Here is a 13265-nt window from a genome sequence, read left to right on the forward strand (position 1 = left end):
GGGATCGGGGAGGCTCTCGCGCAGCACCTCGGTGCCCGAGCGGAGCCGGACGCCGGTGCGCGGCTCGGCGGCCAGATCCACCAGCGTGTCGTACGTCGACGCGCTCCACGCGTGCACGCGTTGCCGCGGGTGCGCCTCGTACGGGTACCACAGCGCGGCCGCCACGACCGAGGTCGTCTCCAGCGGCAGGTCCCGCGCCAGCACGTCGACTCGGTGACCGCGCTCGGCGAGGCGGACCGCGGCGGTCAGCCCGACGACCCCGGCGCCCACCACCACCACGCGCTCGCCCATGGCAGGAGCATGGCAGGTGCGCAGGTAGATTGACCGCCCGTGAGACTCGTCGTGGCCCGCTGTCAGGTCGACTACGCCGGCCGGCTGACCGCCCACCTGCCGATGGCCACCCGCGTGCTGATGATGAAGGCTGACGGGTCGGTCCTCGTCCATTCCGACGGGGGTTCCTACAAGCCCCTCAACTGGATGTCACCACCGTGCACGGTCCGGGAGAGCACCACCGACGACGGCGCGATCGAGTGGACGGTCACCAGTCAGAGCGCGACTCGGGGGCCTGACGACACGCTGCGGATCATGATCGAGGAGGTGCTGCACGACTCCAGCCACGACCTCGGCGTCGACCCCGGCCTGCAGAAGGACGGGGTCGAGAAGCACCTCCAGGAGCTGTTGGCAGAACATCCGGCGACCCTCGCGGTCGGCCTGACGCTCGTCCGGCGCGAGTTCCCCACCGCGATCGGCCCGGTCGACCTGATGTGCCGCGACGCCGACGGCCTCAGCGTCGCCGTGGAGGTCAAGCGGCGCGGTGAGATCGACGGGGTCGAGCAGCTGACCCGCTACCTCGAGCTTCTCAACCGTGACCCGCTGCTCTCCGCCAAGGGCCCGGTGCGCGGCATCTTCGCGGCGCAGGAGATCAAGCCGCAGGCCCGCGTGCTCGCGACCGATCGGGGCATCGCGTGCACGGTGGTCGACTACGACGCGTTGCGCGGCCTCGACTCGGTCGAGGACCGGTTGTTCTGACCGCTGACCCCCTAGAGCGGCACGGCTTCCACCACCGCGGCGGGGTCGAGCGCGCCGTACACATGAGGGAAGGTCTCGTCGCTGCCGGGTGCCGCCTCCTCCACCACCGGTACGTCGAGCCGGTCGGTGTCGATCACGAGCAGCACCAGCGGCTCGGTGACGTCGGCGTAGTAGCGCTCGTGCACGGCCTGCCACTGGTCAGCGCGACTGGCGTGGATGAAGCCCTCCTCGGCCAGGGTCCGGCCGCGGGTCGAGGTCGAGTAGAGACCTCGCCGCTGCGCCTCGTCCCAGTCGGCGACGGTGGCGATGTGGAAGATCCGGTTCATGCCCGATCTCGGCCAGGTCAGGCAGTCGCCGCGGCGGGTTCGGCGGCCAGCGGCAGCCGCACCTTCACGGTCGTACCGTTGCCCGGCTCGCTCGCGACGTCGATCTCGCCCGCGTGCGCCTCCACGATGCCCTTGACGATCGGCAGCCCGAGGCCGGCACCGGGGACGGCGGCCGCGACGGCGCCGGCGGTTCGGTAGAGCGGGTCGAACAGCTGTGGCAGCTCGTGGGCGTCGATGCCCACGCCACCGTCGTGCACCTCGACCACGCCGTACTCGCCATCGACCACCAGGCCGACCTCGACCTGACCGCCGCAGGAGCGGCTGAACTTCACAGCGTTCATGACGACGTTGGTGACCACGTCGGTGAGGCGGCAGGCATCGCCGACCACCCACAGGGACGGCTCGCCGCTGCGGGTCAGCGTGATCCCGGACTCCGTGGCCATCGCGCCCAGCTCGTCGATCGCGGCATCCACCACCGCGGCGAGGTCGGTCGGCACCGGGTCGAGGGTCAGGCCGGCGCCGCCGAGCTCCGAGACGGTGAGAAGGTCCTCCACGAGCTTCAGCTCACGCTCGGCGTTGCGCCGCACGATCTCGAGCAGCCGCGCTGCGTGCCCGCTGATGGCCGGCTCCCCCATGTCGACCAGGATCTCGGTGTATCCCAGGATCGACGTCAGCGGCGTGCGCAGCTCGTGGGACACCGACGCGATCAGCTCGTCGCGCATCCTCAGGCTGGCGGCCACCACGGCTTCGCGCTCCGACACGTCGCAGAGGCTCAGGCAGGTCAACTCGTCGGGCAGCGGCGTGGCACTCACCTCGACCGGGAACCGGGTGCCGTCCCGGCGTACGGCGAGGCCGGTGGTCGTCGTGCCGTCCGAGGCCGCCCACGTCGCTCCGGGTACCAGCTCCTCGACCAGACTCCCCACGAGCTCCTCGGAGGTCGCCGCGAGCAGGGTGCCGGCGCGGACGTTGGCCAGCGCGACGACGCCGCGCTGGTCGATCACGACCAGGGCGTCGTTCGAGGCATCGACGATGCCGCGGAGAACAGCGGCATCGTGCTCCGGGGGGGTGGGGGGCACGCGAGCAGGCTACGGGCGCGCTGGTCAACCGTGGCAAAGGAACTGTCACAGAGTCACTCTTTTGTGGATGTCTTGTTACCGACACCTCACCGTTCTGCGCGCGGTGTGTGGAAACCGAGCCTGAAATCCACAAAGGTGGTCCAGACCTCCGCGTGCTGTCACAAACCGCCTCACGCGTTCGGTTCGTCCCACGACGAGACCCGCCTGCCATCGGCGTCAACCTCGACCAGCACGACCCGGGCCGGTCCGAAGTCATGCTCCCCCACGACGAGCACGGCTTCTCCGCGGTGTCGGTCGGCGAGCTCGTCGAGGTCGACCGGCGCGTCGTACGTCGCCGCCAGCCGCTCTCCCGCCAGCGGCCCCGGCAGTCGGCCCTCGGCTCCCCCGGGCGGCAACGCGCGGACCAGCACGAACCGGGCCGCGCACTGCAGGTCGCTCACTCCTCGAGGGTAGTCCGCCTGCGCGACCGAGCTCACCCCTCGCGATCGACCACGAGCGGCGCCTCCGCCCCACGTCGTCAGCGGTCGGGTTCGAGCCCGTTCGCCGCGCGGATCTGGTCCACGATCCCGTCCATGATCTCGGTGAGGCCGAAGTCCTTGGGTGTGTAGACCGCCGCCACGCCGGCCTCGCGCAGCCGCCGGCCGTCGGCGTCGGGGATGATCCCGCCGACGATGACCGGCACGTCCTCCGCCCCGGCGGCCCGTAGCCCGTCGAGCACGCTCGGGACCAGCTCCATGTGGGAGCCGGACAGGATCGAGAGGCCGACGCAGTGCACGTCCTCGGCCACCGCCGCGGCCACGATCTCCTCCGGGGTGAGACGGATCCCCTGGTAGATCACCTCGAAGCCCGCGTCGCGGGCTCGCACCGCGACCTGCTCGGCGCCGTTGGAGTGGCCGTCGAGACCCGGCTTGCCGACCAGCAGCCGCAACCTGCCCCCGAGCTGGTCGGCGGTCGCCTTGACCCGAGCGCGTACGGCGGCGAGCGCGTCGGCTGCGCGGCCGACCTGTCCGGCGACACCGACGGCACCCGCGACACCCGTGGGCGCCCGGAACTCCCCGAAGACCTCGCGCAGGGTGCCGGCCCACTCCCCGGTGGTCGCGCCGGCACGGGCGGCGGCGAGCGTGGCCGGCATCAGGTTGGTGTCGGTCTTGGCGTCCGCCGCCAGTCGCGCGAGCGCCTCGGCCACGGCGCCCTCGTCGCGTCCGGCCTTCCACTCCTCGACGGAGCGGATCGCGGCGGCCTCCGCCTCCGGGTCCGCGGCCTGGATCGCGGCGTCGAGGTCGGCCGTCAGCGGCGACGGCTCGGTCGACTCGAACCGGTTGACGCCCACGATGATCTCCTCGCCCGCCTCGATCCGCGCACGCCGCGCCGCGTGGGCGGTGACCAGCGCCTGCTTCATGTAGCCGGACTCGACGGCGGCGATCGCGCCGCCCAGGGCCTGCACCCGGTCCAACTCCGCGCGTGCGCCCTCGACCAGCTCGGCGACCTTGGCCTCGATCACGTGGGAGCCCTCGAAGATGTCGTCGTACTCGAGCAGGTCCGACTCGTACGCGAGCACCTGCTGCAGCCGCAACGACCACTGCTGGTCCCACGGCCGCGGCAGGCCGAGCGCCTCGTTCCAGGCGGGCAGCTGCACGGCACGCGCCCGGGCCTTCTTCGACAAGGTCACACCGAGCATCTCCAGCACGATCCGCTGGACGTTGTTCTCGGGCTGGGCCTCGGTCAGGCCGAGGGAGTTGACCTGCACGCCGTACCGGAACCGGCGCATCTTCTCGTCCGTGACGCCGTAGCGGTCGCGGGTGATCTCGTCCCAGAGCTCGACGAAGGCCCGCATCTTGCAGGTCTCCTCGACGAACCGCACGCCGGCGTTCACGAAGAAGGAGATCCGGCCGACGACCATGCCGAAGTCCTCCTCGGACACCTGGCCCGAGGCCCTGACCTGGTCGAGCACCGCGATGGCCGTGCACAAGGCGTAGGCCAGCTCCTGCTGCGGTGTCGCACCGGCCTCCTGCAGGTGGTAGCTGCAGATGTTGATCGGGTTCCACCGCGGGATCTCGTGGACCGTGTACGCGATCAGGTCGGAGATCAGCCGCAGGGAGTGCTCCGGCGGGAACACGTAGGTCCCGCGCGACAGGTACTCCTTGATGATGTCGTTCTGCGTGGTGCCGGCGAGCCGGTGCGCGACCTCGCTGGGCTCGAGGTCCGGGTTCTGCTCCTCCGCGGTGACCTGGTAGAGCGCGAGCAGCCACATCGCGGTGGCGTTGATCGTCATCGAGGTGTTCATCTCGGTGAGCGGGATCTCGTCGAACAGCCGACGCATCTCACCCAGGTGCGGGATCGGGACGCCCACCTTGCCGACCTCGCCGCGGCTGAGCGGGTGGTCGGGGTCGTATCCGGTCTGGGTCGGGAGATCGAAGGCGACCGACAGGCCGGTCTGGCCCTTGGCCAGGTTGGTGCGGTACAACGCGTTCGACGCGGTGGCAGTGGAGTGCCCGGCGTACGTCCGCATCACCCAGGGGCGATCCTTCTCGCTCATGCCTCGAAGCGTAGGGCGGAGGCTACGCGTTGGTAACCGCTGGCGATGTGGGGTTCTGCACAGCGCGCGTGGTGTCTGTCCCAGTGGAGTCAGGCCCGTGGAGTCAGGCAGCCGCGCGCTCGAGCTCCACGAACCTGATCAGCCGGGTCAGGTGGAGCATCCGCAGCACGGCGGGGCTGCAGCCGCGAAGGACGACGTGGTGGCCGGTCCGGCCGGCCTCGTGGCTCGCGTACGCAAGTACGCGCAGGGCTGGGACATCGACGGAGTCGACGCCGGTCAGGTCGACCGTGATCGCGTGCTCCGGCGCGGCGAGCTGCTCGTGCAGGGCCGAGCGCACCTCGGAGGTGCTGCGTCCGTTGAAGTCGCCGACCAGGATCAGGGTCGGTCCCTTGGTGAGGATGTCCATGATCGCCCCGTTCTCCGGACTGCCCGATGTGGTCCGGCCTCACTGCTCTTTACCCAGTGTCTCTCAGAACTATGACGCGGGCCACACCCATTTGGTTGCCTTGACGCGGGGAGGGATTCACGTGTCGCGGGGGCTAGCCTCGCTCCATGGTCAAGCTCACCCGCATCTACACCCGCACCGGCGACGGCGGACGGACCCGGTTGGGAGACATGAGCGAGACGTCGAAGACCGACCCGCGGCTGCAGGCGTACGCCGACGTGGACGAGGCGAACGCCCACCTCGGCCTGGTGCTGGCGGCCGGCGGCCTGGACGACGACGTGGTGCGGGTGCTGACGCACGTGCAGAACGACCTGTTCGACGTCGGCGCGGACTTCTGCACGCCGGTGGTACCCGACCCGGAGTACCCCCCGCTGCGGATCGAGCAGGACTACGTCGACCGGCTCGAGGGCTGGTGCGACCGCTACAACGAGGACCTGCCCAAGCTGCGGTCGTTCATCCTGAACGGCGGGACGCCGGCTGCGGCCCACCTCCACGTGGCCCGCACCGTCGTACGCCGGGCGGAGCGGTCCGCCTGGGCGGCGTGGGAGGTGCACGCCGAGACCATGAACCAGCTCGCCATCACCTACCTGAACCGGCTCAGCGACCTGCTGTTCATCCTGGCCCGCGCCGCCAACCGTGAGAACGGCGACGTGCTCTGGGTCCCGGGTGGCGAGCGGGGCGAGCCTCGGGAGAGCTGACTGCGTCGGACCGCGCGCCGTGTCCCGATCGTCGACCTCCCAGACCTACGGCGCCAGGGCGGCGCAGAAGGCGTCGCGGTTCTGACTTCCTCCGGACTCCGGAACCACGACGAAGTCCTCGCCCGCGGTGACGAAGTCGAAGCGACCCGCTGCGCGGAACGTCACCCCCGGCTCGACCGGGACCACGATGATCTGGCCGGTCGAGATGGCGTGCAGGATCTCACCTTCGACGTCCCGGAGGATGTGGATGGTGAACGTGAACGGCTTGCTGTGCAGTCTCACGTCGTTCGCAGTGAAAGCACGGACCTCATGCCGCGATCGAGCCCCCGGTCGTCTCTCGACATAGGGAGGGGTTGGCCCTACGGTCATGGCAGCTCAAGCGAGGGATGTGGTGGCAGATGCGCAGTCTGCTGAGCCGGTTCAGTGAGTGGGTCGTGGCTCATCCGGTCCTGTGGGGCGTGGGCTCGGGAGCCGTGCTGGTGCTACTCGGCTTTGCTCTCAATCTGGCACCGATCGTGGTCGTTGCTGCCGGAGCGGCCATCGGCGTACTGAACGTCCTTCATGCGAGAAGGCGGGGGTACTGCCCCGTTCCGGCGGAGCCGGGTTCTCACCCGGGGCGAGTGGAGGCCGAGTAGCTGTTCCCGGTATGCAGCGAGGGCGTAGCTCCGCGCGCCTTGCGAGCAGTGATAGACCGGCGAGACAGTGACCCATGGCTGAACTCGAAGACTTTCATCACGACTTCCTGCCCCGCTTCATCGACGCGCAGCGCGCGTTTCACGTCGGGGACTCAGCCCCGAACAACCGCCTCTGGACGGCCACCGCCCCGGTGACGCTGTTAGCCGCCCGGGGCTTGTGCGAGATCGGGGCCGAAGGGGTGATGAAGACGTTCGACATGGTCGCCTCCGAGTTCTCGGCAGTGCGCGACTTCCACTGGGAGACCCTCGCGTCCGAGGTGAATGGCGACCTTGCCTACACCGTCGCCATCGAGAGCTACACGGCGTCGCTCCGCGGCCAGCCACCCGCTTTGCAGGAACTCCGGGTCACCCATGTCTTCCGCAGGGAAGAGGGACGATGGCGGGCGGTCCACCGTCACGCCGACCGGAAGTAGCCGGTTCGACTTCCTGCCGCAGACCGCCGGCGACCTGGACATCCGAGCGGGATTCCCGGATCCCTCGAACTGGGTACCATCTCCGACATGAGCCGGAGGGTCGCTGGTGCCACAACACGCCTCCGGCTCGTGCTTGTCATCGTGGTCGGCAGTGCGGCGGCCCAGCTGATGCCTTCGGTGTCAGCCACGACCGTGGACGCTCCATCGATGTCCGTGTTGTTGGCGGCCGTGGCGTTCGCCGCGGCTGCCGTGGTCGTCCTCCGCAGCCACGCCGCGACCTCGGTGCCCAAAGCGCTCGCACTGCAACCTGGTACCGCAGATGAAGCGCCCTCGTTCCGCGCCGGGCGAGTCACCGACCCCCTCCACTGCCCGCTCCGGCCCCGAGCTCCTGGACTGGCCTGACCTTCGCCCCTTTGGCGACCCCAGGTCCGACCGCCCCTCACTCATCCAGGAGTAACCATGTTCTTGCTCGACCCCTTGACCCATGCCCTCGCTGCGCTGATCGCGGCGACCCACACCGCCCTGACCTCGCTCGGCGCCGATCCCAGCTCTGGCACCTCCTGGCTGCTCGGCATCGCCGCCGTGGTCGTCACGGTCCGCCTCGCACTACTCCCACTGGTCGCCCACGGTGTCCGCCTCGCTCACGCCTCGGCCCGCGCCCGGCCACATCTGCACGACCTCGCCAAGCGGTACCGAAATCGTCGGGACCCCGAAAGCGCACGCCGACTCCTTGAAGAACGCCGCCGCATCGGCGCCGAACACGGGATGCCACGACTCGGCTGCCTGCCCCTGCTGATTCAGCTGCCGATCTGGTTGGCTCTCTACCAGCTCCTGGCCGATGTCGCGGCAGGTGTGCCGGTGGGGGCGATGACCTCGGAGCTGGTCGCCTCGCTGGGTGCAGCCACCCTGCTGGGTGTCCCACTGGCCGAGCGCGGCTACCTCGCTGCCGGAGGGGCGCACCTCGCCGTGGTTGCTGGCATGGCCTGCGCAGCAGCCGCGCTGACATTCGTCACACAGAGGTACCTCGTCGCCACGAACACCGTGACTGACGGTCTGCCCGAGGCCATAGGTAGGGCCCAGCAGATCATGCCGGCCCTGTCGGCTCTCGGCCTGATCGTGGCCGGAGGTCTCGTACCCATGGCTCTCCTGGCCTACTGGGTGTTCAGCTCGGCGTGGACCATGGGGCAGGCAGCGATCATCTGGCGTTGGTTCCCCACGCCGGGCTCCCCGGCGGACGCACGTGCCCGCTGAGGTCACCGCTCACACCGACAGCGGCAGAGCGGGCGTCACTTGTTGGATGACGCGCCAGGTCCCGACTACGTGACCGAGCGCAGGAAGCGACGAAGTTCGCGGGTGACTTCGGTCGGAGCCTCCACGGTGCTGACGTGACCCGGCCCGCGCAAGACAACAAGTTGGGACCCCCGCACCGAGGCGTGCATAGCCTCGCCGACGGCCAGCGGGGCTCGTACGTCGTGGTCCGAGTAGAGCAGAAGCGTAGGCACGTCGATCTCCGGCAGCACATGGCTCTGGTCCTCAAAACTGGCCCGAGCCATCGCTCGGAAGCCGTCAGGGCGGAACGCCCGGACCCTGCCGACGAAACTCGCCACGACCTCGTCACTGACTGACGGCGAGAACATGGACGGCACCATCGCGACGGCGAACTCGTCGGGCGGCAGTTCCGATACCTCCAGCGACCGAGCCAGCCGCTTGTGCGCCTCTGTGACGCCGAGCGAGCCACGCCATCCGGCGTAGCCGCTCACGAGGGCCAGCGATGACGCGAGGTTTCGATGCCGGTGAAACGTGGCCAGCACCAACGCCCCACCGAACGAGAGCCCAACCAGGTGGGCTGGCCCGATTCTCAGTGCCCGGATGAACGCCGCGAAACAGTCGGCGTAGCCGTCCATGCCGAAGCCTTCCGGCGGGTCAGACGAGCCTCCTGTTCCCGGCGCGTCCCACGCGACTACGGTGAACTCGTCGACGAGCGGGTCGATCTGTGCACCCCACGTCGAGCGGCCGTCAGCCACGAAGCCGTGAGCCAGCACCACCGGCGGCCCGCTCCCGGCTCGTTCGTAGGCGATCGTCAGTCCGCCGACTTCGACGCGCATCGCCTCAGTCTAGGAAGTCGCTGCGAAAAGAGGCGGCCCTGGTTACATGCGCTCATCGGCACGTCCGCGCACCTATCGTCGGCATGGTCGGGCATCTGCCCTCAGTGCGGCATGACCGGTTGCTTCAAGAGCGCGTCGTGATCCTCATCCGAACCACATGGCTCATTCTGGCGGCCCATACCCCCGGTAGAACCGGCTCATGATCACGGCGTGCCAATACTCGGCATCCGACCAATAGCACGGCGGCGTGGTCCTGGGGTGCAGCCGGTCATGGAGTAGGCCAGCGACGCCAGCCACGCTCATCAGCGCGAGAAAGCCCGACATCAGGATCGTCGCGTCGGACCATGGGGACCGCCTCCGGCATCAGTGTATTGCTTGGAGGGCTGCACGCTCATCGGCACGACCCGCCGCGCCCACAGCGGCATGTGCGTGCGGTCGCAGCCTGCTGGGTCAGCCCTCGGCGCTGTCGCCACGGAGGTAGTGCGCGGGGCCGGCGAACGCCTGGAACGACTCCTCACCGACGTTCACGTGCGCAGCCTGCCAAACGCTCACCCATTCACAGATCCACAGCGGCTCGAAGCCGAGAATCGGCGGCGTTGTCCGTCGGCCAGGGTCACCTTCACCGGCCCCCTCCTGGTGTCGCCGTAGAGCAACCACCAGCTCGCCTCGTCCCGCCAACCAGGAGCCCACTGGGCTCGACCTCCGTTGCCGACCTGTAGTTCTGCAGGCATCCACTCGCCAGAGTCGGGCACGAAAAGCCCGGCTTCCTCGTCGTCGTGCTGGGCTGGCGTCACACACCGCCACCGACCGTCGGGCAGTCGCTGGAAGCGCAGCCCGGACAAGGGCAGTCGAAGGGTCTCGATGTCGGCTTCGGTCACGCCCCTGATCAAACCGCACGAGACGCCCTGTCATCGGCACCTCCCCCTCTGATCGCCGGGTGGCCTCCTAGTCCTGATCGGTCACCTCGTCGCCGTGCTTGTCGACGACCCATGAGCCGTCGGCCGCGTAGGTGACGCGGTTGCCCCAGTCGTCGGAGTCCCAGTCGATCATCGTCTTGCCTCTCGTGTGTTCGCCTAACCTCAGGATCGGCCGAAGGCCCTGTCAGATACATCCGGAGGACTACCGATCCGGGCACATCCGGACCCTGGGTTATCCCCGATCCGGGCACACGCAGAAACGTCGAGCGCCTGATCCCGACCGGTGAACGCAACCTCTCAGAGAGTTGCTGACCTTGGCGGGATCAAGCTTGCTGGACGGTGAAGTGGACAGTGTGGAGGCGAATGTCGCCGTCCTTGAACACGAAGGTGTCGACGCCATCATCGATCCGCCCTGCACCCGACTCCGCCGTCCAGTGCACCAGCGCAGCGTCGCTCGAATACGTTGTGTCGATAATGGCAAACTGCGCCCCGGGCAGTGACCGCAGCGCAAGCGTGAAAAACTCCTCAACCCCTGAGTGTCCTTCGAGTACGCCCTGCCCAGTGAGGATCGTCGCATCCTCGGAGTAGTGGGCCAGCAATCGCTCCATATCACCGCTCGCGACGGCCTCGAAGTGTGCCGCGAGCGTCTCCTGAGGTGACCGTGTCATGTTCAGCTCCCATCGGGTGGCAAGCAACGACTCTGCCCGCCGACCACGCCGTGTGGCAATGCCGCACCGAACCACCTAGCACCCGCACGCGGCCTGCTGCAACAACCGGTCAGCGGCGGTAGCGTGCGTCTTTCGAGCGCACGGTCAGCGGCACGGTCGGACGTGTGGCCCCTAGGGTTGCCTCATGAGCTTGTCCACGACCATCCCTGCTCTGCCAGTGCGCGACGTGGGGTCGGCGGTGCAGTACTACGCGACTCGCTTCGGCTTCGAGTCACCACATCAAGACACAGGGTTCGCGGTCTTGGTGCGAGACGAAGCCCGTCTCCACCTCTGGCAGGCGGACGACGACGGGTGGCAGGTCCGTTCGCTCGACGACCTGCGGGAGTCTCCTGTGCGATCTGGGGCGGAGAGCTTCTTGGCAGGGACAGCTAGCTGCCGCATCGCACTCGACCGAGTCGAGGCTGTCGATGACCTCTACGCCGAACTTGCCACAGCCGGTGTGCTCCATCCGGGCGACTCGGGCGCACCGCGTGACACTGATTTCGGCACCAGGGAGTTCGCCACTGTCGATACTGATGGGAACTTGCTGGAGTTCTACTGCTGGCCTACTTGAGCCGGGTTTCGCGCCGACATGTGACGTCCGCACATCGGCGTGTCCGCAACGTTCCGGTCCCCGGACCAGCAGCCAGGCTCAGCACGGCCGGCATCGCTCGAGGACGTCAGATCACACGTATGCCTTGATCGGCGAGGAACGCCCGGGCGCGGCCGATCCGACGGTCGGTGGAGAAGGGGAACCACTGCTCGGCGAGATCCTCCTCATCGATGACGTCACGGAATCGACGGAAGGCCCCCTTACCTCCGATCGCCCGTTCCAGACGCTCGCGAAGGGCGCCGTCCCGCTGCCGTTCGGCGAACGCCGCCATGTCCCGCCAGGCGTCACGCGAGCCGACGCGGTCGAACCAGAGCCAACGGTCCGGCTCCTCGTCCACGTCGATCGCGGCATCCTCCCCGACCATCATCGGATCGGCGACACTGTCGGCCCACGCCTCCCCCGTGTGCAGGTCAACGTAGCCACCGGTCGACAGGTCGAGATCGCCCTCCAGCTCGGAGCTGAGCATGTCGAGGTCGACCGGCACGATTCGCCCTGTGGGTGACTCTCCGCGGAGAAGAGCCAGCAGGTCCTCGGCCAGCACCTCGTCGCCGGCGCCGTCGCGCCAGGTCAGTCGGTTGATGATCGACAGCGCGACGGGTTCGGCTTCCTGACGGTTGGCCTCCAGTGCCATCGGTATGCCGGCCCCGACCTGTTGCAGCACGTCGTCGACGTCGTGGCCGGTGACTGTGGCGAAGAAGCCGGCCGCGTCCCTGGTCGCGACGGCGGCCCGTACGGCGGAGAGGTCGACCGCAGCGATCTGATGCTGCGCCGGCCACGCGTCCAACAACATGGGGTGCCGGTGGATCGGCCTGCGCGGCGCCCCGCTCTCGCCGTCGTCGTCAGCCCATCGGCGCCCGTACTGGTCCGGGATGGTGCCCCAACCCCAGTACGGCATCGGTACGTCGGGTCGGATGCCCAGCAACTCGAGCGGGTCGACCTTGTCCTTCTCGACGACGCACCGGTGCGTCCAGCTGTCACCGAGGTCGAAGACGAACCGGAACTCGGATCCGGGCTCGACCGTTCGCGCGACGCGAGCGACGTCGATGTCGAGGGGCGCGATGATCGGCCCGCCGATGGAACCCGCCATCTCGGCCCCCGTCTCCTGATCCGTGACCACCCGGCCATTGGCGAGGGTGAACACAGAAAGGTGGGATCGGTCCCACCTGGCGAAAGCGTCGTTGACGGCATCGGCCAGGTCCATGAACGTGTGCGAGGGCCCGACCGCCAGAATCCGCCCCGGCCACGGCCACAGCTCCTCACCTCGCCCGCCGAGCAGCTCCACCGTCACGGACATCCAGGTTCGCGCCATGCCCGAGGATTGCACGGGGGTACGCCGCACAGAACGAGTTGTCCCCATCCTGCGATAAGACCTTGACTCGAACATGTGTTCGATCAAGACTTGGACCATGCACCCGTTGATCGAGACCGCCGCCGCCACCCCTACGGCGATGCTGGCCGAGGTGCGGGAGGTTTGGCGGGTGGCGGTGTCAGCCGAGAACCGGCTGCTGGTCTTGGCCGCCGAGTGGGCCGACGCCCACCCGTTAGTGCCCGACGACCCACGGCCCGACAACGCAGAGCTCGATGACCCAGGGCCCGGTCCAGCCGCCGATCCCGATGACCCGGCAGCCGAATGGGCCCGGGAGTTCGACCCCGAGCGCGGGATCCCGAGGTGGTCCTGGAAGGCCGGCGCCTCATTCGCCGCTGC

General features: G+C 68.8%; 16 protein-coding genes. 6 read left to right on the top strand and 10 right to left on the bottom strand.

The features are described 5' to 3' along the window. A partial coding sequence (locus VFZ39_RS07660) for an FAD-dependent oxidoreductase (RefSeq protein WP_330865143.1) occupies positions 1–291 on the bottom strand: 291 nt, incomplete at its 3' end. A 39-nt stretch (positions 292–330) separates the two neighbouring features. On the opposite strand from VFZ39_RS07660, the gene nucS reads away from it, so the two are divergent. Next, a complete protein-coding gene (nucS, locus tag VFZ39_RS07665; protein ID WP_330865144.1) occupies positions 331–1029 on the top strand; it encodes an endonuclease NucS in 699 nt (232 codons plus the stop codon). A gap of 11 nt (positions 1030–1040) precedes the next feature. Here nucS and VFZ39_RS07670 read toward each other — a convergent pair whose 3' ends face one another. The 5 genes from VFZ39_RS07670 to VFZ39_RS07690 form a co-directional block, all read right to left on the bottom strand. Next, positions 1041–1355 carry a DUF952 domain-containing protein gene (locus VFZ39_RS07670; protein ID WP_330865145.1) on the bottom strand — a complete coding sequence of 105 codons (315 nt, stop codon included), beginning with the start codon at positions 1353–1355 and terminating at the stop codon, positions 1041–1043. 17 nt (positions 1356–1372) lie between these two features. Continuing rightward, on the bottom strand, positions 1373–2431 hold the full coding sequence (locus VFZ39_RS07675) for a PAS domain-containing sensor histidine kinase (protein WP_330865146.1): 1059 nt from the start codon (positions 2429–2431) through the stop codon (positions 1373–1375). 170 nt (positions 2432–2601) lie between these two features. Continuing rightward, a complete protein-coding gene (locus VFZ39_RS07680) occupies positions 2602–2871 on the bottom strand; it encodes a hypothetical protein (RefSeq protein ID WP_330865147.1) in 270 nt (89 codons plus the stop codon). Between the two features lie 77 nt (positions 2872–2948). Next, the gene (locus tag VFZ39_RS07685; RefSeq protein ID WP_414690272.1) at positions 2949–5030 is read right to left on the bottom strand and encodes a protein meaA; all 2082 of its coding nucleotides are present in this window, start codon (positions 5028–5030) and stop codon (positions 2949–2951) included. 40 nt (positions 5031–5070) lie between these two features. Further along, positions 5071–5373, bottom strand: coding sequence for an STAS domain-containing protein (locus tag VFZ39_RS07690; RefSeq protein ID WP_330865148.1), 303 nt, complete (start codon positions 5371–5373; stop codon positions 5071–5073). A 146-nt stretch (positions 5374–5519) separates the two neighbouring features. Between VFZ39_RS07690 and VFZ39_RS07695 the strand changes: the two genes are divergently transcribed. Then, positions 5520–6110, top strand: a complete 591-nt coding sequence (locus tag VFZ39_RS07695) for a cob(I)yrinic acid a,c-diamide adenosyltransferase (RefSeq protein ID WP_330865149.1) — start codon at positions 5520–5522, stop codon at positions 6108–6110. A gap of 45 nt (positions 6111–6155) precedes the next feature. On the opposite strand, the gene VFZ39_RS07700 is transcribed toward VFZ39_RS07695, so the two are convergent. After that, positions 6156–6392, bottom strand: coding sequence for a hypothetical protein (locus VFZ39_RS07700; RefSeq protein WP_330865150.1), 237 nt, complete (start codon positions 6390–6392; stop codon positions 6156–6158). Positions 6393–6819: 427 nt separating this feature from the next. On the opposite strand from VFZ39_RS07700, the gene VFZ39_RS07705 reads away from it, so the two are divergent. Together VFZ39_RS07705 and yidC are read left to right on the top strand one after the other, a co-directional pair. Continuing rightward, positions 6820–7218, top strand: coding sequence for a nuclear transport factor 2 family protein (locus tag VFZ39_RS07705; protein WP_330865151.1), 399 nt, complete (start codon positions 6820–6822; stop codon positions 7216–7218). A 459-nt stretch (positions 7219–7677) separates the two neighbouring features. Beyond that, the gene (yidC, locus tag VFZ39_RS07710; RefSeq protein WP_330865152.1) at positions 7678–8469 is read left to right on the top strand and encodes a membrane protein insertase YidC; all 792 of its coding nucleotides are present in this window, start codon (positions 7678–7680) and stop codon (positions 8467–8469) included. 65 nt (positions 8470–8534) lie between these two features. Here the strand turns inward: yidC and VFZ39_RS07715 are convergent, their stop codons facing one another. Continuing rightward, positions 8535–9263 carry an alpha/beta fold hydrolase gene (locus VFZ39_RS07715; RefSeq protein WP_330865153.1) on the bottom strand — a complete coding sequence of 243 codons (729 nt, stop codon included), beginning with the start codon at positions 9261–9263 and terminating at the stop codon, positions 8535–8537. 1300 nt (positions 9264–10563) lie between these two features. Continuing rightward, on the bottom strand, positions 10564–10908 hold the full coding sequence (locus VFZ39_RS07720) for a nuclear transport factor 2 family protein (RefSeq protein ID WP_330865154.1): 345 nt from the start codon (positions 10906–10908) through the stop codon (positions 10564–10566). Between the two features lie 184 nt (positions 10909–11092). On the opposite strand from VFZ39_RS07720, the gene VFZ39_RS07725 reads away from it, so the two are divergent. Next, positions 11093–11521 (top strand): VOC family protein, encoded by a 429-nt coding sequence (locus VFZ39_RS07725; RefSeq protein ID WP_330865155.1) that lies wholly within the window; start codon positions 11093–11095, stop codon positions 11519–11521. Positions 11522–11627: 106 nt separating this feature from the next. Here VFZ39_RS07725 and VFZ39_RS07730 read toward each other — a convergent pair whose 3' ends face one another. Next, positions 11628–12869, bottom strand: coding sequence for a hypothetical protein (locus VFZ39_RS07730; protein ID WP_330865156.1), 1242 nt, complete (start codon positions 12867–12869; stop codon positions 11628–11630). Positions 12870–12966: 97 nt separating this feature from the next. Here VFZ39_RS07730 and VFZ39_RS07735 point away from each other — a divergent pair. Continuing rightward, positions 12967–13265, top strand: a 299-nt coding sequence (locus tag VFZ39_RS07735) for a hypothetical protein (RefSeq protein WP_330865157.1), incomplete at its 3' end; no start/stop codon positions are given.

The organism is Nocardioides sp. (assembly GCF_036374615.1).
Lineage (GTDB): Bacteria > Actinomycetota > Actinomycetes > Propionibacteriales > Nocardioidaceae > Nocardioides.

Coding starts and splice junctions, on each gene's coding strand:
- VFZ39_RS07705 (WP_330865151.1), top strand. CDS start 6,820: ATGGCTGAACTCGAAGACTTTCATCACGACTTCCTGCCCCGCTTCATC.
- VFZ39_RS07690 (WP_330865148.1), bottom strand. CDS start 5,373: ATGGACATCCTCACCAAGGGACCGACCCTGATCCTGGTCGGCGACTTC.
- VFZ39_RS07730 (WP_330865156.1), bottom strand. CDS start 12,869: ATGGCGCGAACCTGGATGTCCGTGACGGTGGAGCTGCTCGGCGGGCGA.
- VFZ39_RS07720 (WP_330865154.1), bottom strand. CDS start 10,908: ATGACACGGTCACCTCAGGAGACGCTCGCGGCACACTTCGAGGCCGTC.
- VFZ39_RS07670 (WP_330865145.1), bottom strand. CDS start 1,355: ATGAACCGGATCTTCCACATCGCCACCGTCGCCGACTGGGACGAGGCG.
- VFZ39_RS07725 (WP_330865155.1), top strand. CDS start 11,093: ATGAGCTTGTCCACGACCATCCCTGCTCTGCCAGTGCGCGACGTGGGG.
- yidC (WP_330865152.1), top strand. CDS start 7,678: ATGTTCTTGCTCGACCCCTTGACCCATGCCCTCGCTGCGCTGATCGCG.
- VFZ39_RS07695 (WP_330865149.1), top strand. CDS start 5,520: ATGGTCAAGCTCACCCGCATCTACACCCGCACCGGCGACGGCGGACGG.